The organism is Actinomyces sp. S6-Spd3 (assembly GCF_000758755.1).
In the GTDB taxonomy this organism is placed as follows: domain Bacteria; phylum Actinomycetota; class Actinomycetes; order Actinomycetales; family Actinomycetaceae; genus Pauljensenia.
On sequence record NZ_JRMV01000276.1, the window covers coordinates 136,970 to 157,782 of the forward strand.

At 56.7% G+C, this 20,813-nt stretch carries 22 protein-coding genes and 1 pseudogene; 14 read left to right on the plus strand and 9 right to left on the minus strand.

Going from position 1 to position 20,813, the window contains the following annotated elements:
• The first annotated feature begins 170 nt into the window (after positions 1–170).
• From HMPREF1627_RS05795 to HMPREF1627_RS05805, 3 genes are read left to right on the plus strand one after another with little or no spacing between them, the layout of a single operon-like run.
• Positions 171–1,094 (plus strand): ABC transporter ATP-binding protein, encoded by a 924-nt coding sequence (locus HMPREF1627_RS05795; protein WP_081940774.1) that lies wholly within the window; start codon positions 171–173, stop codon positions 1,092–1,094.
• Entirely contained in the window at positions 1,081–1,842 is a 762-nt protein-coding gene (locus tag HMPREF1627_RS05800) for an ABC transporter permease (protein WP_034501901.1), read from the plus strand. The genes HMPREF1627_RS05795 and HMPREF1627_RS05800 overlap by 14 nt, the downstream gene beginning before the upstream one ends.
• 20 nt (positions 1,843–1,862) lie before the next feature.
• A complete protein-coding gene (locus HMPREF1627_RS05805; protein ID WP_034501902.1) occupies positions 1,863–2,603 on the plus strand; it encodes a TetR/AcrR family transcriptional regulator in 741 nt (246 codons plus the stop codon).
• 262 nt (positions 2,604–2,865) lie between these two features.
• Here the strand turns inward: HMPREF1627_RS05805 and HMPREF1627_RS05810 are convergent, their stop codons facing one another.
• Together HMPREF1627_RS05810 and HMPREF1627_RS05815 are read right to left on the minus strand one after the other, a co-directional pair.
• Positions 2,866–4,008 carry a glycosyltransferase gene (locus HMPREF1627_RS05810; RefSeq protein ID WP_034502004.1) on the minus strand — a complete coding sequence of 381 codons (1,143 nt, stop codon included), beginning with the start codon at positions 4,006–4,008 and terminating at the stop codon, positions 2,866–2,868.
• Positions 4,009–4,038: 30 nt separating this feature from the next.
• Entirely contained in the window at positions 4,039–4,389 is a 351-nt protein-coding gene (locus HMPREF1627_RS05815; RefSeq protein WP_034501903.1) for a winged helix-turn-helix transcriptional regulator, read from the minus strand.
• Positions 4,390–4,548: 159 nt separating this feature from the next.
• Between HMPREF1627_RS05815 and HMPREF1627_RS05820 the strand changes: the two genes are divergently transcribed.
• Positions 4,549–5,184 carry an NAD(P)-dependent oxidoreductase gene (locus HMPREF1627_RS05820; protein WP_034501906.1) on the plus strand — a complete coding sequence of 212 codons (636 nt, stop codon included), beginning with the start codon at positions 4,549–4,551 and terminating at the stop codon, positions 5,182–5,184.
• An 84-nt stretch (positions 5,185–5,268) separates the two neighbouring features.
• Positions 5,269–6,174: an SIR2 family NAD-dependent protein deacylase gene (locus tag HMPREF1627_RS05825; RefSeq protein WP_234305260.1), complete on the plus strand. Its 906-nt coding sequence runs from the start codon at positions 5,269–5,271 to the stop codon at positions 6,172–6,174.
• A gap of 31 nt (positions 6,175–6,205) precedes the next feature.
• On the opposite strand, the gene HMPREF1627_RS05830 is transcribed toward HMPREF1627_RS05825, so the two are convergent.
• Together HMPREF1627_RS05830 and HMPREF1627_RS05835 are read right to left on the minus strand one after the other, a co-directional pair.
• Positions 6,206–6,784 carry a GNAT family N-acetyltransferase gene (locus HMPREF1627_RS05830; protein WP_034501908.1) on the minus strand — a complete coding sequence of 193 codons (579 nt, stop codon included), beginning with the start codon at positions 6,782–6,784 and terminating at the stop codon, positions 6,206–6,208.
• 227 nt (positions 6,785–7,011) lie between these two features.
• Positions 7,012–7,557: a GNAT family N-acetyltransferase gene (locus HMPREF1627_RS05835; RefSeq protein WP_034501910.1), complete on the minus strand. Its 546-nt coding sequence runs from the start codon at positions 7,555–7,557 to the stop codon at positions 7,012–7,014.
• A gap of 309 nt (positions 7,558–7,866) precedes the next feature.
• On the opposite strand from HMPREF1627_RS05835, the gene HMPREF1627_RS05840 reads away from it, so the two are divergent.
• Positions 7,867–8,640, plus strand: coding sequence for a protein-ADP-ribose hydrolase (locus tag HMPREF1627_RS05840; protein WP_234305261.1), 774 nt, complete (start codon positions 7,867–7,869; stop codon positions 8,638–8,640).
• Between the two features lie 38 nt (positions 8,641–8,678).
• The gene (locus HMPREF1627_RS05845) at positions 8,679–9,497 is read left to right on the plus strand and encodes a hypothetical protein (protein ID WP_234305262.1); all 819 of its coding nucleotides are present in this window, start codon (positions 8,679–8,681) and stop codon (positions 9,495–9,497) included.
• On the opposite strand, the gene HMPREF1627_RS05850 is transcribed toward HMPREF1627_RS05845, so the two are convergent.
• Complete coding sequence (locus HMPREF1627_RS05850) at positions 9,487–10,299, minus strand: hypothetical protein (RefSeq protein ID WP_034501913.1); 813 nt, start codon at positions 10,297–10,299, stop codon at positions 9,487–9,489. The genes HMPREF1627_RS05845 and HMPREF1627_RS05850 overlap by 11 nt on opposite strands.
• Before the next feature lie 61 nt (positions 10,300–10,360).
• Between HMPREF1627_RS05850 and HMPREF1627_RS10190 the strand changes: the two are divergent.
• A pseudogene (locus HMPREF1627_RS10190) lies at positions 10,361–10,863 on the plus strand (P27 family phage terminase small subunit); the annotation flags it as partial.
• 252 nt (positions 10,864–11,115) lie between these two features.
• Here HMPREF1627_RS10190 and HMPREF1627_RS05865 read toward each other — a convergent pair.
• Positions 11,116–11,610, minus strand: coding sequence for a hypothetical protein (locus HMPREF1627_RS05865; protein ID WP_052040861.1), 495 nt, complete (start codon positions 11,608–11,610; stop codon positions 11,116–11,118).
• Complete coding sequence (locus HMPREF1627_RS05870) at positions 11,610–12,233, minus strand: TetR/AcrR family transcriptional regulator (protein WP_034501919.1); 624 nt, start codon at positions 12,231–12,233, stop codon at positions 11,610–11,612. The genes HMPREF1627_RS05865 and HMPREF1627_RS05870 overlap by 1 nt, the downstream gene beginning before the upstream one ends.
• A gap of 92 nt (positions 12,234–12,325) precedes the next feature.
• Between HMPREF1627_RS05870 and HMPREF1627_RS05875 the strand changes: the two genes are divergently transcribed.
• From HMPREF1627_RS05875 to HMPREF1627_RS05900, 6 genes are all read left to right on the plus strand, one after another.
• A complete protein-coding gene (locus HMPREF1627_RS05875) occupies positions 12,326–12,892 on the plus strand; it encodes a TetR/AcrR family transcriptional regulator (protein WP_034501921.1) in 567 nt (188 codons plus the stop codon).
• A gap of 89 nt (positions 12,893–12,981) precedes the next feature.
• A complete protein-coding gene (locus HMPREF1627_RS10780; protein ID WP_034501924.1) occupies positions 12,982–13,449 on the plus strand; it encodes an HsmA family protein in 468 nt (155 codons plus the stop codon).
• A 59-nt stretch (positions 13,450–13,508) separates the two neighbouring features.
• A complete protein-coding gene (locus HMPREF1627_RS05885; RefSeq protein ID WP_234305263.1) occupies positions 13,509–14,933 on the plus strand; it encodes an AAA family ATPase in 1,425 nt (474 codons plus the stop codon).
• On the plus strand, positions 14,930–15,964 hold the full coding sequence (gene mcrC, locus HMPREF1627_RS05890) for a 5-methylcytosine-specific restriction endonuclease system specificity protein McrC (protein WP_034501927.1): 1,035 nt from the start codon (positions 14,930–14,932) through the stop codon (positions 15,962–15,964). The genes HMPREF1627_RS05885 and mcrC overlap by 4 nt, the downstream gene beginning before the upstream one ends.
• 45 nt (positions 15,965–16,009) lie before the next feature.
• Positions 16,010–16,588: a hypothetical protein gene (locus HMPREF1627_RS05895; RefSeq protein WP_034501931.1), complete on the plus strand. Its 579-nt coding sequence runs from the start codon at positions 16,010–16,012 to the stop codon at positions 16,586–16,588.
• Between the two features lie 4 nt (positions 16,589–16,592).
• Positions 16,593–17,438, plus strand: coding sequence for a class I SAM-dependent methyltransferase (locus tag HMPREF1627_RS05900; protein WP_034501934.1), 846 nt, complete (start codon positions 16,593–16,595; stop codon positions 17,436–17,438).
• A gap of 17 nt (positions 17,439–17,455) precedes the next feature.
• Here the strand turns inward: HMPREF1627_RS05900 and HMPREF1627_RS05905 are convergent, their stop codons facing one another.
• Together HMPREF1627_RS05905 and HMPREF1627_RS05910 are read right to left on the minus strand one after the other, a co-directional pair.
• Positions 17,456–18,325, minus strand: a complete 870-nt coding sequence (locus HMPREF1627_RS05905; protein WP_034501936.1) for a DUF2262 domain-containing protein — start codon at positions 18,323–18,325, stop codon at positions 17,456–17,458.
• Positions 18,326–18,498: 173 nt separating this feature from the next.
• Complete coding sequence (locus tag HMPREF1627_RS05910; protein WP_034501939.1) at positions 18,499–20,805, minus strand: YecA family protein; 2,307 nt, start codon at positions 20,803–20,805, stop codon at positions 18,499–18,501.
• Between the last annotated feature and the right edge of the window lie 8 nt (positions 20,806–20,813).

The window sequence follows — 20,813 nt, forward strand, 5'->3', positions numbered from 1 at the left end:
CCAAAAACCGCTCGTTCAAAGCTCCAACTGGTGTCAATGCCTCCAAACGCTGTCAGTGAGCCAGTAGGCTTTTCACTTCGGCTTTCAGGACCGCATTGCATCCATAAGTTAACAGTGTTAACCTCTATCTCGACACAAAGTTAACACTGTTAACCGATGGGAGAATGACCGTGTCACAACCACACTCACCCGCCCTAGAAGCTCAGGGAATCCACAAGAGCTACGGCACCCACAAAGTTCTGCGCGGAGTCGACCTTCGCGTCGAACCAGGGCAAATCCTTGGACTGCTCGGACGAAATGGCGCCGGAAAATCGACGCTCATCACCATTTTGTGCGGGCTGAAGCGAGCAGACGCCGGCAGCGTTCGCATCTGCGGAAAGAATCCTGCAGCGCACAACATTGGCCAGCTGCTCGGATATGCGCCACAGGAACTCGGCATCTACCCCGACCTGAGCGTCGCCCAAAATCTCACCGCTTTCGGGGAGCTACACGGGCTTGGCCGCCGCGAAGCCGTCGTGCGCGCCGGCGAGGTCATGGACCTGCTTGGCCTGAGTGAAAAACGAGGCCAACGCGCCTCGCATCTCTCGGGTGGCCAGCAGCGCAGGCTCCACGCGGGAATGGCGATCATGCACAGGCCTCGACTGATCTTCATGGACGAGCCCACGGTTGGGGCAGATGTTGAAGCGCGCAGCCAGATCCTGAGCGCGGTCCGTCAACTGGCCGAAGAAGGCGCAGCCGTCGTCTACACCTCGCACTACCTCGCGGAGTTCGAGGAGCTTGGCTCTGACATCGCAATCCTGAGCGAGGGGCGAATCGTTGCCCGCGGAAGCCTTGAGGAGATCATTTCCGCCCACGGCAGCGCCGAGGTCACGCTTACCTTCGACCGCACCGTCACCCCGCTCGAGGGCTGGAGCGCCGACGGCAACGTACTGCGCCACAGCGGGGACGAGGCCGACCCGGGCGCACGTATCGGCGAAGTTTTGGCCTCGCCAGCCCTGGCGGGAGCACGCCTTGTCGATGTAAAGATCGACCAACCGAGCCTGCACAACGCATACCTGCACATCATCGAGGAGAGTGACCATGTCGCAGCTTAAGCAGCTGTGGGCGATGACCCGCTTGAATATCCGCCTCCAACTCACCGACCCGGCACCGACGCTCATCCTGACGGTGATCCCGCTCGTCTTGATTCCTTTCATGATGCCGGCGTTTAAATCAATGCTCCTGGCCGACGGATACACGGGAGCCACCGGCGCCGAACAGGCGGTTCCCTCGATGGCGATTCTCTTTTCTTTCCTCGCCGTCCAGAACATCATTGGCTCGTTTTTCAACGAGCATTCCTGGGGAACGTGGGAGCGCCTCGAGGCCTCTCCGACCTCGCGCGCATCCATCCTGACCGGTAAGGCGTTGGTTGCCTACATTATGCAGACCGTGCAGATCACGGTCGTGCTCGTGCTCGGTGCAGCGATTTTCGGGTATCGCCCGAAGGGCTCTTTACTTGCATTGATGGCGGTACTGCTGAGTTTTTCGGCGGTCCTATCGGCCCTGGGTGTTGCAATTGCCCTGTGGTCGCACAGTCGCGATGCCGCTCTGTCCATGTCGAACATCGTGGGCATGCTCGCCGCAGGAATCGGCGGAGCATTCTGCACAGTTTCATCTTTCCCCGACTGGGCTCAACACGCTGCACGCCTCTCCCCTGCATACTGGGCCAACGCCGCAATCAACAAGGTGAGTTTGGATGGTCTTGGATTCGCTGATATCGCCCCACAAATCGGCGCACTGTTGGGATTCTTCGCCGCGTTCGCCGCGCTTGCACTGATAAAGTTTCGTTATCACAAGGAGTAATCCACCCGAGCGGAGAGTCCATGCCATCATCAAAGCCACGCGCGCTATCGCGAGACATCATTTTGTCTGCTGCGCTCGAATTGGTTGATGAGGAGGGGCTCTCCGCCCTATCTCTGCGGTCTTTGGGAAAGCGCTTAGGCGTCTCCCAGGCCGCGTTTTATCGCCATATTCCCGACAAAGCTGCTCTGTTGGAGGGCATTTCGGAACAGGTTTGGCGTCTGACTTTCGACTCATTTTTGGCTCGCGTTGAGGGCGGGAAAGTGGACGTGCCGGAGCACTCTGAGTCCACAGCTTCACACGAGGCGACGCCCGCCGCGCCAGGAGCACCCCAGGCCACCTCGGCCTCGCCACTGCTGGCCTACATGCGCGAGTACGCACACTGCCTGGCCGCCACACTTCGCGCGCATCCGGGCACGGTCATGTTGCTGCTCACGCACCCGATGTCGACTCCCGAGCAGCTCTCTCAGCTGGCGCGTGTGTTCGTGGCGCTCGCCCGGCGAGGTTTTACTCCAAACGCAGACATGCTCGGTCTGGTCAACGCCGTGTCGATCTATACGACGGCTTTCGTTGCCGCCGAGGTCGTCCCGCCCGTGGGCGGCACCACTGAGCAGCCTGTCGATTTGCAGGCCGCGAGCGCCGCATTGAGCCCGGAGGACGCGCAGGCACTGCGACCACTCATCCAGGATCTCCTTGAGGATCGCTACGATTTTGTCACCCAGTTTGAGCGAGGCCTCGAGGCCATCCTGCGCGGGTGGAACTGAGAGCGTCAGTGAGTGGCGCAGCTCCTGTCGCAGCGCCGATTAACAGCAGTAGGCCGGATCGACACTATTAGGCGCGATTGACACCACTTGGAGGCATCGCATACCCCAAAAACCGCATATCCAAAGCTCCAACCGGTGTCAATGCCTCCAAACGGCGCCAATGAGTCTGGGGAATAGCGCAGTTCAAGTAAGAAAGCTTCTGCTCAGGCCCACTAGGCCCACTCGGCCCACTAGGCCCCAGCATCTGCCACCAGGGCAGGTTCTACAAGTAGGGAATCTCCTCAACCTCGCGGACAATCCGCTCAGTTCCGCCCAATTCCGACAGCTCGTCGCGCAGCCTCGAAAGCCCACCACTCGGGGCCACTTCATTAACGAGGCGTAGCGCGGCCTCGGCAATGAGAGCGGGCTTGGGTGCGCGCACGCTCAAGCCACAGCGCGTGCGCTCGACGGCCTCGGCGTTGAATTGGCGCTCAAACACGCGCCCAGGTACGACGACTTGGGGGACTTCATAAGCCAGCGCGTCCATCATCGAGTTTTGCCCGCCATGATGGACCATGACGCGGGCGCGAGGGAGGAGCTCGGCAAAGTTGAGGCGAGGCGCGCAATGCACCTCGCGGCCAGCTGCGGCGTAGACCGCTTCGGGCACACCTGCGACGTACACATCGCAGCCAAGCACGCTCGAGAGCTGCCGGCCCACTCGCACGGCAACTCCCGCGGGGACACTGCCCGAACCGAGGTAGACCACCGCGCAATCACGATCGGTGCTGCGAGCATCCAGATTCGGCATATCGCCAAGAAAACCGCAGTAGATCGCCCGCTCCCCCGCCTCCGGTTCCAGCGCGGGACAGCTCGGGATGAAACGCCGTTTCATCCCCTTAAGGATGGTCAGGGACGAGGCCGGGGCGGGCATGCCCATCTCGCGCAGTAGGCGTCGAATTCCCGCTGATTTTCGCGGGTTTGAGGCGTAGGCGGCGGTCGTCGGCTGCGAGCCACTGCCCACGCATGGGATTCCCTCGGCGCGGGCGGCGATCACCGCAGCCAAGTTGAATTCCGAGTAGACAACGTCAGGGCACCAAGTGCGCATGAATTCGCGCAGCTTCTCAACGGCCACGCAGCTGTAGCGGTAGTCCAATGAGCCCGTTAACCACAGCACTTCTTCGAAACTATGAACGGGCTTGCGTCCCATCAGTCCCAGGCGCGAGGCCAGCGGAAAGGTGTGACGGGCGATGGCCTCGGGAAGACCAAGGGGTGAGGGAACGGGAATTTCACATGTCGGAGCGACGGGATCGACGCAGTTTCCGTCGTCTCCCCATGCGAGCGCGACCTCGTGTCCACGGCTGAGGAAAGCGCGGGCGATCTGTTGCGCACGCGACCATGGGCCGCCCATCTGCGAGCGGGCCAACATGGGAACGACAAGGATTTTCACGGTTTAAGGCTACGCTCGACGCGGAAGAGCACCCAACTGCTGCTTATAGTTTTCACCCCACACGCGCATGGCCTCGAGGACGGGCTGCAGGCTGTGGCCCAGCTCGGTGAGCGAGTACTCGACGCGAGGCGGGACCTCGGCAAAAACCTCACGGTGGACAATGCCGGCGTCCTCCATGGTGCGCAGATTCGTCGTCAAGACCTTTTGTGAAATCGAGCCGATCGAGCGCTGGAGTTCTTTGAAACGCATGGTTCCCTTACCGCTCAGATCTCGCAAGATCAATACCTGCCATTTGTTCCCAATCAGGGTCAAAGTCGTCTCAACTGGGCATGGCGGCAAGTTCTCAAGCCGTGAATTCATTATCTTCTCCTTTTATCTTCGCAGGTCAGCGACAATAGTCACTTTTAGGTACCTATAGCATAAAATAGTGCCTACTTCCGAATTGCTTGCATTAATTCTACGCTGTCACACGTACAAAAACAGAGTGATTTACTCGCACAAATAATCGAAGGAAAACTCATGGCTCAGTCAATCGCAGTCGTCGCAGCAAACGGAAAAGCCGGACAGCTCATCGTCAAGGAAGCACTGGAACGCGGACACGATGTGACCGTCTTTGTCCGCTCTGAAAACAGGAGTCCCGCCCAGAATGCCGTCATCAAGGACATCATGGAGCTCAGCGCTCAGGACCTTGAGGGCTTTGACGCGGTTGTTGACGCTTTCGGCGCCTGGACACCGGAAACCCTCCCTCAGCATTCAACGACTCTGGCTCACCTGAGCGATATCCTCTCCGGCAGCAACACTCGCCTTTTGGTCGTCGGCGGAGCTGGCAGCCTGTACGTGAACCCCGCGCACACGCTGACGGTCGCTCAGACCCCTGATTTCCCCGAGGCCTTTAAGCCTCTTGCCCTTGCGATGGCCGAGGCCCTCGCCGAGCTTCGCGAGCGCAAGGACGTCCGCTGGACCTACATTTCGCCCGCTTGCAATTTCCAGGCCGATGGTGAGCGCACCGGCGAGTACATTCTTGGCGGCGAGGAACTCACGCTGAACGACCGCGGAGAATCCATCATTTCCTACGCTGACTTTGCCGTGGCTATGCTCGACGAAATCGAGTCCGGCAACCATGTGGGCCAGCGCATCAGCGTTGTCCGTAAGTAAGGGGTGCACCTAGCACTCACAATCGGGCATGCATTTGAAGCAGCCCCAATCCATTACACGATCGGAAAACCCGTAGGAGTTCCTATGAACCAGACAATGAACGCCGAGATTTCGCGCCTTGTAGATGCGATCAGCGCAGCGGATGCCGTCATGGTCGGCGCGGGCTCAGGTCTGTCAGCGGCCGCAGGTTTCACCTACAGTGGCAAACGCTTCCAGGCATACTTCGCGGATTTCATTGAGACCTACGGGTTTTCCGACATGTACTCGGCCGGTTTTTATCCATTCAAAACCTTGGAAGAACAGTGGGCGTATTGGAGTCGCCACATCTGGTACAACCGCTATGTTGAGGCTCCTAAAGACACCTATGACAATCTCCTTCAACTGCTCACAGGCAAGGATTTCTTCGTCCTCACAACGAATGTTGACCACCGCTTCCAGCTCGCAGGATTCCCCAAGGAACGTCTGTTCTACACCCAGGGCGACTACGGCCTGTGGCAGTGCAGCATTCCTTGTCACGACTCGACCTATGACAATTTTGAGATCGTGGCGCGCATGATTAAGGAGCAGCATGACATGCGAGTCCCCAGCGAGCTTGTCCCCTACTGTCCGAGGTGTGGCGAGCCTATGAGCATGAATCTGCGCGCTGATGCGACTTTCGTTGAGGATGCGGGATGGCATCAGGCTGCCCACCGGTACCAAGATTTTCTCGAGGCCCACGCGGGCGGCGATATCGTCTTCCTTGAGCTTGGTGTTGGCGCAAATACCCCGGGAATTATCAAGTACCCGTTCTGGAATCACACCTACACCAACGCCTCGGCAACGTACGCTTGCGTGAACTTTGACTACGCGCAGGCCCCTGTCGAGATCCGCGATCGCTCGATCCTCATCGATGGGGATATCCACGAGGCGCTCACCCTGGCCTTGCAAGCGCGGGCGATCTGCTGCGCGCCCACACTCCGACCAGGGATGGTCCACCACGAACACCGATAACGTCGAGGACGTCGACTGAGTGGCTACACCACTAGCGGCCCAGGCGCTTGACGAAGCGGAACATGTAGTCAGCCTCGCCCATCGGCTCACCCACTCCGCGGAGATGCGAGGTGTCGGGGTGATGTTCGTTGAAGAACTCGACGATGTGGAAGCCGCACTTGTTGACGTAGAAGTGGATGTTGCGCACCTCGAAATAGGGCGTCACCAGGGTCCATTCCCTCACCTGCGGGTGGGCGGCCTCGATGGCGAACCAGGCGCGCGTCCCCACTCCCCTGGAATGAACCGAGGCCTTCATTGCGAAAAGGAGAACCTCGCCTCGATGCCCGACGACGGTGAGGATCACGTTGCCCACGACTTCGCCGTCCTCAAGGATGCGATAGGCGAGCGCTCCCGGCGCATTCAGGGACTCCTCAATGTCGGACAGTGGGAGAATCGGCTGCGCCGTTGCACTGCCCTCGCTGGGACCAGCCGGAGGCTGCTCACGCGCGGCGAGACGCTCCCCCACGAAGGATCCCTGCGGGTTGCCCTGGAAGTGCTCGAAAGATTCCTGAAAGTCCGAGATCAGCGCAGGACGCTCGGTGACAGTCAGGGGCACAAGCATAATCGTCATGGGCTCATCGTATCTGTGAACAGCTGCAAATCTGACAGCAGGGGTCTCTTTCCTCAGCGTCCTGGAGATGGACCCAACGACGCGAGCCCCCGAGAGCCAAAGGGGTACACATGGAACGCCTGTTCGCCATGCACATCATCAAGGTGCCCCCACTCGTTTCGACTAAAGGAACTGGGGTTTTAGGCTCCTCAAGCTAGACACGTAACCGCCAGCTACACTCCGGGGCGCTACAACTCCAGCCTCATGTACACGAGCTCCTGGTATCCCGCAGACGCGGACTTGTAGCCCCGGGGGTTGCGCCCAAATTCCACGAATCCCGCGCGCCGATACAGAGACACTGCCCGCTCGTTATCCGCCACCACTTCGAGTTCGAGCTGGGTGTAGCCCGCCTTCCGAGCACAGTCAATGCTCGCGTCCATCAGCACCCGACCGATCCCCATCCCCCAGTACTCCTTGAGGATGCTGATCCCAAAACGCGCCCGGTGCGCGACCTTGCGCCGACTGCGCACTGCTGAAACTCCTGCGCTTCCAACGATCCGCCCGTCGATGACGGCGACGAGTTCGACCTCGTTGCTACTGCGCTCTGTCTCTTCTAGGGAGCGGGCCTCTTGTTCATCGTCGATGTTCTGCTCATCCGGGTAGGACAGCAGATAGTCGGTCTCCACATGCGTGCGTTGCGTGGTCTCACGCAGCGCGCGAGCGTCCGAGGCGACGGCATTCCTCACCAGGAGTTCTTCCCCGCCCTCCAACACCACAGTCTTGGCGTACCTCATTGTCGGACTCCTTGTCTGCCTGGAATTCAGCCCCAATTCTCATCGCTCAATGTAGCAATAGGAACGCACAAGTAACACGCACGAACGAGTCAGTGAGAAGCTGGGCGCCCTCCGCTGACTGATTACCGCCAATTTATACCGCCGCTGGCGGTAATCGGACGATGCTGATGGCTGTCAAGGCGTAAAACCCATACGCTATCCGGGTTTATGTACATGCTGCTGAAACAGCGTTAGCCTATCACCGACGTGGATTTACACTGTTGTCACCCCTCGTCTTTTGGGAAAGGAATGCTTATGTGGCCCAGCCGGATGCTTGAGTTGTTAACCCCACTGATTGCGGGACTGTGCGAGGAGCGCGGTATCGACGTGCCCGCACCGACGAGTGTCGATGAGATGTGGGAGCAGTTCCGCGCGCTGGTCAATACGCGCCCGCCCATGCCTGCCTCGCCGCAGTGGCTGGCTTTGCAGGATCAGTTGCTCAGTGAGTTGATTGCCGGGGATGGCGTTGTTTCCATTGACGAGGCCGAGGTCGCGCCCCTGCACCCGAACATTCGCTTGTGGCGCGGTGACATTACGAGGCTCGCAGCGGATGCGATTGTGAACGCGGCGAACTCACAGATGCTGGGGTGTTGGGAGCCCGGGCATGCGTGTATTGACAATGCGATTCATACTTTCGCGGGCGTCCAGTTACGCTTGGAGTGCGCGCAGCTCATGGAGGAGCAGGGACACGAGGAGCCAACGGGCAGGGCGAAGATTACGGGCGCGTATAACCTGCCTTCGCAGCGCGTCATTCACACGGTCGGGCCGATTGTGCCCGCCGGCGAGGACGCTGACATGCATCGTTTCGAGCTGATGAGCTCGTACCTGAATTGCCTGGATTTGGCGCAGGAGAGCGGCATGGGTTCGCTTGCCTTCTGTTGTATTTCGACGGGCGTTTTTGGCTACCCGAAGCAGGCCGCTGCCGAGGTCGCGGTGGACGTGGTCAATCAGTGGCTCACCGCGACCCAGTCCCCCATGGTCGTTGTCTTTGATGTGTTCTCGGATGAGGACGAGGCGATTTATCGAGGGCTTTTGGGGTTCTAGGTTTTAGCACTCCGGGCACTTCGAAGGGCGGGGCAAGCGTGGATAAGAAGGCTGTTCAGATTCTGAATCGTTTAATGGACGATCGGAAGAAGCATTCGGTGAGTGCTGAGGAGCTTGCTTATGCCCGAAAGATGGGCGTTGTTGTTGAGGACCAGCCAATTACTCACGACCAGGCGCTTGATGTGTTGGAGCGATGCTTTGAGACTGTCTCTTTAGAGAATGCGGCGCAGGCGTTTTTATATAGTTTGTCCTCGCGCGACATGGATTACCGCTATATTTTGGCGTCCTATGTGTATGCGCGCAGTTGGTTTTCTCTCGATCGAGGCCGGACTCAGGAGGTTCCGGAGAAGCTAACGGGCACCTTCTTTAACTGGGTGAAGCACAAGGGCGGCGGTATTTGGGGGACGATCGGGAAGCCGATCTTTTACTTGGAGCAGTTCGTATCGATGGAGCGGAGGGCTGCGAGTGATGGCGATGTGGAGATTTTGCGGTTGATCTTGGAGCTGGCTGATTCCATGGAGGACAAGGCCAGTGGAACTGCCTTGGCGACCGCTATCCGCACCGCGAAGTTGTTTCCCTGCAACCAGGCCGAGGCCGTTGGAATCGTCGAGACTCTGGGGATCTGCGGGATTCTCGAGGCGCCCGGGCACCCTGGTTTTCTGCATTCATTCACTCCCCCACTGGAACGCGACACCGGTGACCTGAGGCAGAGCCTGTCCTATCCGCTGAACTGGTGGCACGGGGTTGATGGCGTGAATTGGGAGAATGCGGCTGGGGCATACGGCTACTCGGGCGTTGAGCCTAGCGAAGAAACCAAGAGGGCAGCATGTCAAGCTCTAGCTGAATTCATCTACTGAGTTTGTCATCTGCTTCGTGGCTGTGGCCAGGCGTAAGATACCTGGCCCCAGCCGCTGCGGCATAAAGTGCCCAAGCACCCACGAAGAAGACCAGGTTTTCCTGCCAGTCCCCGACGAAAATCTCGCGTGTGTGAGTACTGCGATAGAACGAGTTCGTGACAACAAGTAGTAATGCTGCTGCCCCGCTTGACAAAAGTCGTATCCACAGTGCCTTCACTCGCGGTTGCGGCCATCGTCGTGGCGGGTCAACTATCAAAAGAACCAGGCCGGTGAGGAACGTTCCATAAAGCGGAAGAACCATCAAAAGAGTGTCAGCTGCGGAGAGTCCTGCGGCGGGGATATAGAAAATCCCGAAGCAGATTCCTATCCATGTCGTGTAGGTACGGATCGCGTCCCTGATCGTGTGAGCAGGTGCGCCAAATCGGGCGGAGCTGCTCATGAGCATGTGTCCTGCCACTACCGTGAAGACAATCCAACCGAGACCGAAAGATAGGAGCGTCTCACTCCAGTGTTGAGATCCATAGTGGGTGGAAGCAACTGCATCAAACGCGATGAGCATGGTGGCTGCAAATCCTGCACCCAATACTCGGATCAGTAATGCTCGCCAGAGCGGCGGCTCCCATGTTGATGGCCGATCAATGACAAAAAGCAGCAGCCCGGCGAAAGGTGCAAGCCACAATGGAGTGTTCACCGGGGCGACTTCAGCAGTGAAGAGCAGAGAACCGGGCACTATCGCGAAGCCGAGGATGAGCCCTACCCAATACACGTAGGTCCGAACGAATAGTTTTAAAGACTCAACCACTCACACCTCCCATGGACTTCAGCACCGAAACCATGACGATTCTACGGCGGGGAGGCGACCCATGGCCAAAGACGGCACCAACAGGGGGGCGGACGCCGCGTGCGTGCAGGCGCGAAGCCCGGCCCGCTGGGCGAGAAACTCGTCGCCGGACGCCCCGCCACCCGCCTGGAAGACCCGCTCAATGAACCCTTCGACTTCGCAGGTAATGACAATTGCGACGGTGCGATGCTTGCCGGGGAGACGATGCCCGAACCATCGGACTATCTGTCGGAGATTCAGCGTGACGGCAAACCGCTTGGCGCTGACCTCGTCTATCGGGAGACGTGGCAGCGGCTCGATCAACGTGGCTGTTCCCAATTCGTGGCGCCTCGCCTGATTGAGGTGTATGCGCAGGCGTTTGCCCGGTATGTGCAGTGCGAGCAGGCGATCTCCAAGTTCGGCCTACTCGGCAAACACCCCACCACCGGTGCCGCCATCGCCAGCCCGTTTGTCGCCATGTCCCAGAGTTTCGGGAAGCAGGCGAATGTGTATTGGTACGAGATTTACGAGATCGTGCGCGCCACCCTCGCGCGTGGCGTGAGGATCATCCTTCAAGCTGGGATTCGTCAGTGGCCTCAGATATGTGTAGCCATGAACCTCGGCGTTCTTCTTGACGGTAGATATATCCACGGGCTGATCGGAACAGCCCGACATGGCGTGGGCTCCCTTCGCCCACGCACGCCAGTAACAAGCTCGGCAAACGAATTCACCGGCTTGCAACCGGTCAAGAACATATTCCCCTTTAAAGCCTCCATTAGCCATCCGAGGCTAGCAACGCTAAGAAATCCTCTCCTCGCGACAAACAGCATCCCTGTCCACCTTCGGGGAATGAAAAGTCCAGCCTTCACCAAACGCCCTGTGCAGCAGGAAGCTGGCCCCCGCCAGCGTCAAAGCACATCCCAGACCCGTGTAGAAGAACGCGAAGAACCAGTTGGGAATAAGCCCGCTTAGGCGCAGCCCAAATCCGAAGGACATCATGAAGGCCATGATCAGGTAACCCTTGAGATCCAAGAATTGCAGGAAGTTCAGGCGATCTGCGTCCAGGCTTCGAATCCTCTGCGCATTCTTCAGGACGATCTTGCCGAACATGGCGTGGAAGGCGAAGAAAGCAGCAACTGCAGCAACAACAAGTGCAACGACAATCCCAACAGCTGCACCACTCATGTCAACGGCAGCACGCACACCGATCAGTGCGACGTTCATACCCGCCAGCAGCCAGACAATACCGGCCACGGTAATCAGGTTCTCTTTCTTCATTTTGAGCAGTGTCATCAGCAATCTTTCTTTTCAATCAGGGCCGCGGCAACGCTTTCTGAAGCACGACTCTCAGCCACGGCCTCGTACAAGCTGGTATCAAGAAGGGCGAAAAGGGGCTCACAATCAGAGCCCTCCATGAGCGAAGTAAAAATAGTTCCCAGAATAAAAGGACACAGTTTCTCGGGGTTTAGCGCACCAACCAACCGTGAGCGCACGACCGCGGGATCCGCCTCCAACACGTGCTGGAGTCCCTGTTCCATGTGGGCCAGCATTGGTCCGCGCGCAGCCTCCAAGGCCTCGTGCTCACTGCGGGGAAGTCGGCGCATCTCGGCGAACCAATCGACGTCCATTTCCGCCAAGGCCACGTCCAAAGCGCCGCGCAATTTCCGCACGTAGTCCGTGAAAGTTTCGCTCCCATCAACCCGGCAGCATTCCTCGAACAGCGCCTGGCCGAAGAATCGCGTGAATACTGCGGCCGTCAGGTCCGCTTTTGTTGGGAAGTACATGTAGACCGAGCCGACGGCGATCCCGCATGCCGCGGCCAGTTTTCGCACGGAGAGCGCGGAGATTCCTTCGCGCGCGGCAATCGAATACGCCTGGTCGATGAGTTTGTCTTTATCAATGACCTGCTTGGGCACAGAAATCCTCCTCTCGCCGGTTTCGCTCTATAATGAACAGTGTTCAGTATAGACACATCCCATCCCCAACACGTCAGGCGAGGAACCCACAAGTGAGTACTCTCGACCACAAAGAGCGCATCATCCAAGCCGCCTACACAATCGGCGCCAGGGGCGGCCTTGCCGCGATCTCCGCCCGAGCGGTCGCCGAGGACGCGGGAGTTTCCATCGGATACCTCTACAAAGTCTTCCCCTCCAAGAGCGACATCATGGTCGCCGCCGCGCGACGCTACTTTGAGTTCTCACTCTCGCAAGAACTGTGCCGAATCGACGACAATGAGTCCTTCGTGGAGTTTTGCCGCAGACTCTGGGAGCAGACGAAAATAGCATTTGTATCCTTTCACCACGAGTGGCTCCGCGACCACGAAGAACTCCCCAAACAGGACTTTTTAGCCGCGCACGAGGCCATGGGTTCCGTCCTCGCACACGCGCGCGCTCAGCTCGAAAGCGTCCTCGAGCAGGACACGCGCATTAACTGGGCGCTACTCCCCCAAGGAACTGCAGCCTCGGCAATCGCAGAATTCACCATGCGATCACTGCTCACCTCCCTTGAGAAGGGGGACGAGGACTGCGAACTTTTGCTGACTTTCCTTGAGCGAGGACTCTACAACGCGAAGTAAAAGCCTCGCGTGAACACAAGGGGATTGTTGTTCACGCACGCGTTCCTAGCATGGATTGCAGATCCATCAATCAACGGAACGGGACAACCATGATCGCAATCGCCTCTACGGCTATCACTCTGGCACTTGTTTTCTACACGATCGGCGTCTTTGCCGAGCGTCGAGCGGGCACGCTCAAGCTCGGACACATCATCTTCTTCTACATGGGCCTGGTCTTTGACACCGCGGGAACTGCTGTCATGTCTGTAATCGCCCGAGGCAACTCGGCGAATCTGGCGCACGCAACCACCGGGCTGCTCGCGATCATCCTCATGATCATCCATGCCGCGTGGGCAACCATCGCCTACGCGAAGAAGAACCCCGAAACGCTTTCACGCTTCCACCGCCTGAGCATTGGTGTGTGGCTGGTGTGGCTCGTGCCCTACGTATGCGGGATGCTCATGGGAATTCCGGCGCTCAAGCTCGACTCGAATGTCGCCTTTGCAAGCGCGATCGCCACTTCTGTTGTCGCTGGGCTACTGATCTTTGGGGCCGAAGCCAAGCGCCTGCGCCAATAGAGGCCCAATGCAAACTAGCATTAGACCCAGGTTTACAAGCGCGTTCAAGGAAGGCCGCTATGGACATGGGTCAATTCACCTCCAACATGACACCCATCGAAAACTCACTCGGTGACGCTGATGTTGAAACGACTCACTACTGGCTCTATGCACCGGGTAAGGCCGCGTGCATGTGGGAGGACTTCTACAGCCAGGGAGTGATGGGACTTGCCTGGGGAGAAGCTGGCGACCTCTCGGCGTACGCAAGCAAAGAAGCGATCCGCCTCGCGCTGGTCGACTCAAGCAGCGGAACGACCAACCCTCGCAACGACGCCTACGCGCTCTGGCAGTTCGCCAACGACCTCAAGCCCGGCGACGTCGTTTTCGTGAAAGGAGGCCGAGGGAAGATCCTCGGGCGCGGCCTCGTTACCGGAGACTACGAATACGACGAGGCCCAGGGGCACTTCTCCAACCTCCGCAGCGTTGAGTGGACACACAAGGGCGAGTGGGCAGTTGATCGCATACTCCCAATGAAAACGCTGACTGACATCACGGATGACACAACGCTTGTCGCAGCCATTGAAACTCTTTTCGAGGTCGAGGCCGATGAGGTGCTCGACGACCAGCCTGCGATCGAATACCCCGCATATGACAGGGAAGATTTCCTCTCGGAAGTCTTTATGTCCGATCAGCAATACGACACCCTCACCGGGCTACTTCGCGCGAAGAAGAACGTCATTTTGCAAGGTGCACCCGGCGTCGGCAAGACCTTCGCAGCGAAGCGACTCGCGTATTCAATGATGGGCACGAAAGACGCCAAACGCGTCATGATGGTGCAATTCCACCAAAGCTACTCCTACGAAGACTTCATCGAGGGATACCGCCCCAGCGCGGACGGTTTCGAGCTTTCCAAAGGCGCGTTCTACACCTTCTGCAAGGAAGCAGCCGACGACGATGAGCGCGATTATTTCTTCATCATCGACGAGATCAACCGCGGAAATCTTTCAAAGATTTTTGGCGAGCTCTTCATGCTTATCGAAAATGATAAACGCGGTGAGAAGAACAAACTCCAGTTGTTGTATTCGCGCGAGCGTTTCTGCGTGCCTAGCAATGTGTACCTGATTGGCTTGATGAACACAGCGGACCGCTCACTTGCTTTGCTCGACTACGCACTACGTCGCCGCTTTGCATTTTTCACCCTCGACCCGGGCTTTTCTTCCGCCGGTTTCACGCGCTATCGCGAGGCCGTCGACAGTCCCGCTTTCGACAATTTGGTCTCGTGCGTGGTCAGGCTGAACACCGAGATCGCAAGCGACGAGTCTCTTGGTAAAGGCTTCATGATCGGGCACAGCTACTTCTGTGGATTCGTTGGAGGAACAGTCGATCACGCCAGCCTTTCAGCGATCATTGAATACGAGCTCATCCCCATGCTTGGCGAATACTGGTTTGATGATCAGGAGAAGGTCCGCCTCTGGTCCGATGCACTTCGCCGCTCGATTCAATGATTCCGATTCGTAACACCTATTACATGCTTGCGTACGCCTTCCAGGTGCTACGCCAGCAGGGGTACCGCGATATAGCGACCGAGGAATTTGCCTCCACTGCGGAGCTCTTGGCTGAGATCCTTATCCGCGGCGTGCGCTCCCAGCTCAAGCGAGGCCTCGGGCGTTCCTATGTCGACGTTACAGAGCCGCTGTCGTCTCTGCGCGGAAAAATCGAGGTTACGGAGTCTCTCAAGACGCGCTCAATTCTGCGCCGGCAGTTGGTGTGCAGTTACGACGAGTTTTCGCTCGACACGCCAATGAACCAGATCATCAAGGCGACATGCGCGGCATTGATACGTTCAAGGATCTCGAGGCCTCGGAAGAAAGAACTGCGCAGGCTGCTCCCCTTCTTCGCAGACGTTTCGGATATCGAGCTCAGCGCGGCCAACTGGCATATGCGTTTTGATCGCAATAATCAGACCTATCGCATGCTGATCAACGTCTGTTGGCTGATTTACTCGGAGCTTTTGCACACCAATGAAGGCGGAGCAACTCGGCTCGCCGAGTTCCTGGACGAGCAGAATATGTGCCGCTTGTACGAGAAGTTTATTTTGGAGTACTACCGCCAGGAGCATCCTGAGATTCATGCGAGCGCGCCACATATCGCGTGGGCGCTTGATGATGGTTTCGATGACATGCTGCCGACGATGCGATCCGATGTGACTCTGAGGCGCGGAGAGACGGTGCTCATTATTGACGCGAAATACTATGCGCACGCCACGCAGGAGCGGTTTGGCACGCGGAGCCTGCACTCGGGGAACCTCTATCAGATCTTCACGTATGTGAAGAATATGGAGGCCGCGCATAGCGGCGAAGCACACAGGGTATCAGGAATGCTCTTGTATGCGAAGACCGATGAAGAGGTCTACCCCGATGGCGTGTATCGGATGAGCGGGAATGCGATAACTGTGAGGACGCTCGACCTCAACAGGCCTTTTGAGGAGATCCGCACCCAACTCGACGGGATTGTGGAGACGCACTTTTCACGGTGATATCCTCGCCAGTAGTGCAAGTTTTCACCAGAAAGAAGGCTCGCCGTGTACAAAGTCGTGCGCACCGCCTTGCCGCTTCTTTTCATCGTTGCGGTCTACAGCGGCGGACCCTTTTATGACCTCTTCGGCCGGGGAACAGACTGGCCCACGTGGGGAGTTCTCCTACTAGTCATTGGGATCGCGAATATCCTCTGCGCATGCTTCGATCGAGCAGAAGGCAGCCCGCGCAGACTGGCTTTTTGGGATCTGCTCCTGAAACTCTGCATGATCCCCTTCTACACACTGATATTCCTCTACGCCACGGGCATTGCGACGATCATGTTTGTCATCCCCGGACTTTTTCTTGCAGCGCCTTTCGTCGTGGTTCCTTTGCTCGCAATGTCGTACCTCCTGATGCTCGCGACGTCCTCCTACGGTTTCGCAGCCTCCATTCGCGCGGCAAAACGCGGGCTAATCCCCGGATCCTTCGCGGCGATCCACATAGCACTGCACTTCTTCGCCGTCGCGGACTTCTTTTCCGCCGCTGTCCTCTACCTGCAGCTGCGCAGAGCGGACAAAGCGCGCATAGCCAGCGCCGAGGCCTCGGCAGGCGCCCCACCCCAACAACCCACCGACGTACAATGACCAAATGACTGAAACAAGCAGACGAGCGCAATGGTTTTCCGATAACGAACGCAACTGGGACGACCGCGCCGAGCTGCACATGGCTGGCAACTACTGCGACTACCAGCGCCTGCTCGAGGAGCCGACGGCAATTAGTGACGAACTGGCCCAAGATATCGAACGATTCGGCGATCTCGCCGGCAAAGAGGTCATCCACCTGCAGTGCCACGTCGGGACCGACACGATCGGGTTTGCGCGCCGCGGGGCCTCGCGCGTCATTGGCCTCGATCTGTCCGAGGCCTCGCTTGCCCACGCGCGCAGCATCGCCCAGCGCGCGGGCGCTGACATCGAGTTCATTCGCGCAAACGTGTACGACGCTCGCGAAGCAGTGTCCGGCACCTTCGATCTGGTCTACACCTCGATCGGTGTCCTGTGCTGGCTACCCGATATCACCCAGTGGGCGCAAGTCGTCACTTCCCTACTCAAACCCGGCGGCACCTTCTTCATCCGCGATGACCACCCGATGTTCATGACAATCGGGGAGGACATTTCCGACGGACTCAAGATTGAGCAGCCATACTTCGAGCAGGATGCTCCAATGACGTGGGATGACGATTCAAGCTACGTGGATTCTCCCGGTGCACCGCGGATTACTCACACAACAAACCACCAGTGGAATCACTCCCTTGGACAGATCGTCACAGCTCTCATCAACGCAGGGCTGGTAATCGATGCCCTTGAGGAGACTCCGCGCACGGCATGGTGCCCGTGGCCCGAGCTCATGGAACAAGATTCCACCGGAGGCTGGCATCTTCGTGAAAACCCCGAGCGCCTGCCCCTTCAGTTTGCGATCACCGCACACAAAAACTGAGAGTGCGCAGTCGGTACTCACCCACCCATATGTGCCGACACGGCGCCTTTCTTTAGGGTTCCTCGCACCATGATGCAGTGTCCGAAGAACATCTGATCATCGTCGAAATAGGCGGTGAATGAGCCGCCTGCGCTCACTGAGATGCTGCTGAGCTCAATTCGCTGAGCAAAACTCTCTTGTGTAATTTCTGGAGCCTCGTCGTCCCCAGATTCCTGCCAATCACGAGCGCTCGCGGTCAATGAGCGCGCCGCGCAGGCACGCATGTCGCGGTCCCATTGTTCTTGACCTTCGAGCAGGCTCTTCATCGCTTTCCTGGCTTTCGTCCAGCTCGCCTTTTGAGCCGGGTTAACCTCCAACGAAATGTCGATTGACGCGCGGCGCCACTGAGCTTTCCCCTCAAAGACCCCCAGGGTCTTATCCAGGGTTAGCTCTCCTAGGACCTCGTCATTCAAGATGATTGGCCTGCAATATTCAGCCAGAATCTCTTCCAACTCTGGACACGGCGGGTTCTCTTCACAAACCTCGACAACTCGAAACTGATTCTGCGAGGAAGCAGTAACAATCTCAGGTACTTCTTCGGGGATCTTCTTGCGTACCTTCACGCGATAAATCGTCCGCTCTTTAAAGCGAGAAAATATATCTCCCGTATCATGGTCCTCATCAGTGGCGGGATAGACCAAGCGCCCTTCATTTGGGAACAAAGTACCGGTCTCGCACTCTACGTGCGCAAGAAAATCAACGGAAACTTCCCAAAATCCGTTCCTCTTGTTGGCTCCCTGTCCCTCAGCAAGGACAACAAGAATCTCGCGTTCGTCGTCCTGAAAAGTACACTCCCATTCCGCCTGTGTCATGCGGTCTTTCGCACGCATGTACTCAAGTAAATTCATGAGGGTTCCTCCTTGAACGGCCAAGCGGGTACATTACAACGAACGCTACTCTACTCAAGGATCCGCGAGCTCAACACGCGCTTTGATCTACGCACAGATCTGTTGGTTCATTGTGGCACTTGGCAGTCAATTGTAGATTCTCTGACAACGAAGCACCCGCTTCCGAGCGCTAACTATTTGCCTCGCCCATGGCATCTCCCGTACTTCATTCCGCTTCCGCATGGACAGGGCTGATTCCTCGCGATTCTTCCATACTGTTCTACATACTTGGCGACTCGAAAATCACCCATTCGCTCGCCGCGTTTTCTCAGTTCATCAAACCGAGATGAAGGGATCTGAGAAAGGGTGATTGTTCGCATATCAACCGTTTGGAGGGCTCGGCTCGTATCGAATCTAAACGACAACAACATGCGTTCGTCTTCTTTGTTCGCAAGAAGGATGGTTGCAACATAGTCGAACATTTCTTGATCAGACATGACGTCAGACAATTCATCTTGAAACACGAAACACGTCAGACGAAGTGAATTCCCGGTGCCTGAGAACGAAAGAACGACCTGTCTGCCAGTTGCGGCTTGTCTCTCCAGAGACATTTCAATGCCGTCAGATAGTTGCTCACGTGCTTCGCTGGAGAAATCAAGCAGGTATGAGGAAACGTGAACAGCTTGAGGATTGCCAGAGCTGAGCAACACGTCAATTATTTCACGAAAGCGCTTAGGCATACTTTGCCGAGGCTTCTGAAGCTGGGGTGAAGGAGTGCCAAGCCGCTCGAAATATTCGTCCAATTCCTCTCTGTAACCTGACACATAAATGGTCTTATCTTTCGCGATGCTGTCGACTTCTAGGGAATAGCAATTATGCGCAATGTACATGCCAAGGTGGTCGAGTTCGTCTTTGAGGATGAGCCTCTCATTGAGGGCCGCAATTTCTCTTTGTTTGAGGAAGTGGAGGAATTCTAGCGGATTATCGAAGTATTCCCTGTAAGTCATGAGGTCATCAATTGCGAGACAAGACACGCCTTCTTCAAGGTCTAAAAAACCAAGTTTCTCGGCACAAGCCGCATAAGTGTTAATGTTGTCTACCGTTACCGAGAGGCAGAAGATGCTCTTGATATCCGAGATATCAAGTACTTCCTTCGGCTGCATGTGCTCGTCGTAGAGGACCAAGTTAGTGTTGGAGCGGCGAATATAGTCTCTCATCTGAGCACATTGACTATTCGCTTTTCCTATCAGCTCTTTATAGCGATTGACGTGCGAAGCATAACCTGACACCGGCGGAGCATCAGTAAAGCTGCCAGCTTTAACTTCGATCACCAACAACGCATCTCTATACCTAATCAGAAGGTCGTTTTCACTTCGATGCTTCTTACTTCCGTAATAGTTATCCCTATGTGTGGAGCACCCTGGAAGCATCTCCTTGAAAACCGATTCGACCATTCTTTCACTAGCCTCTTTTTGCCTTTGCTGCCATCGCTCCGAATAGTCGAAATCGGTACGCAGAATTAATTTCTGGATTGCCCTATAGAAATTATCGGTAAGCGCGTAGTAGTCGAAGCAGTAGCTGTCTCCGCCTATCTTGATGAATGGCCGTTCTACGATCGGAAGCGTAACTATCGGCCAATACTGCATTTCTCCTTCTTCGAAGAAACAAGCCTCACCCGGAGCAAACGACAGGGCATCGACAAAAGCCTCGGGCCAACCAGTAATCCTAGTGACATTGAAAAGGCTCACGGAGAACGCGTCTTCAACTGCTTTCACATCCTCGTCAGGAATACTCGAAATATCGAAGTCGTCAGCCAATCTTGCCTTGTCACAAAGCTTCCTCAAAGCATCCAAGCCTTCAAGTCGGCCGTTTAACAACGCTATTTCAATTTTTTCATATCCAGCGACCACTTCATTTGCCGTCACATCGAACAATTTTTGAAATTCATCATCGTGAGCGAGCACAAGTGGCCGAAGATAATCGATCTGAAGGAAGCGATATCTATTCCCTCTAACCATATGCATTAATTGAGCTTCGAAGGCCAGCTGACTTGTTTCACTGTCATCTCCGAGCTCCCGGTATCGGTAAAACAAGTATTTTAGCGACTTCAAAAACAGTATCTTTTGGTCATAAACATACCTATGCGCTAGTCGGCCAATATCTTCATCAGAGACATGGGTGCAGATTGTGTTATCCGTTGCAGCGATGAGACTTTGCAGGTATTCGACGGGGCGGGATGGCACATCATCTTGCCTGTAGAAGAGGACATCACCTTCAGGGATAGGATTGCTGAAAGTCGCGATATCGCTAACGGCCATTAGCAATATCTCTTGTCGATCAATTTGAATGTATCTTCGAATAGATTCGATGCACTCGTTAATTTCTTCAGCCAGCTGTTTCATTCCGGCCGACGCCTCATTCTTAATTTCATTGCCATTCACATTTGCCCCTTGGAACACAACGCGCCGCAGCATAACCCAGACGAACGCTAAGTCAAACACCTTGCCAT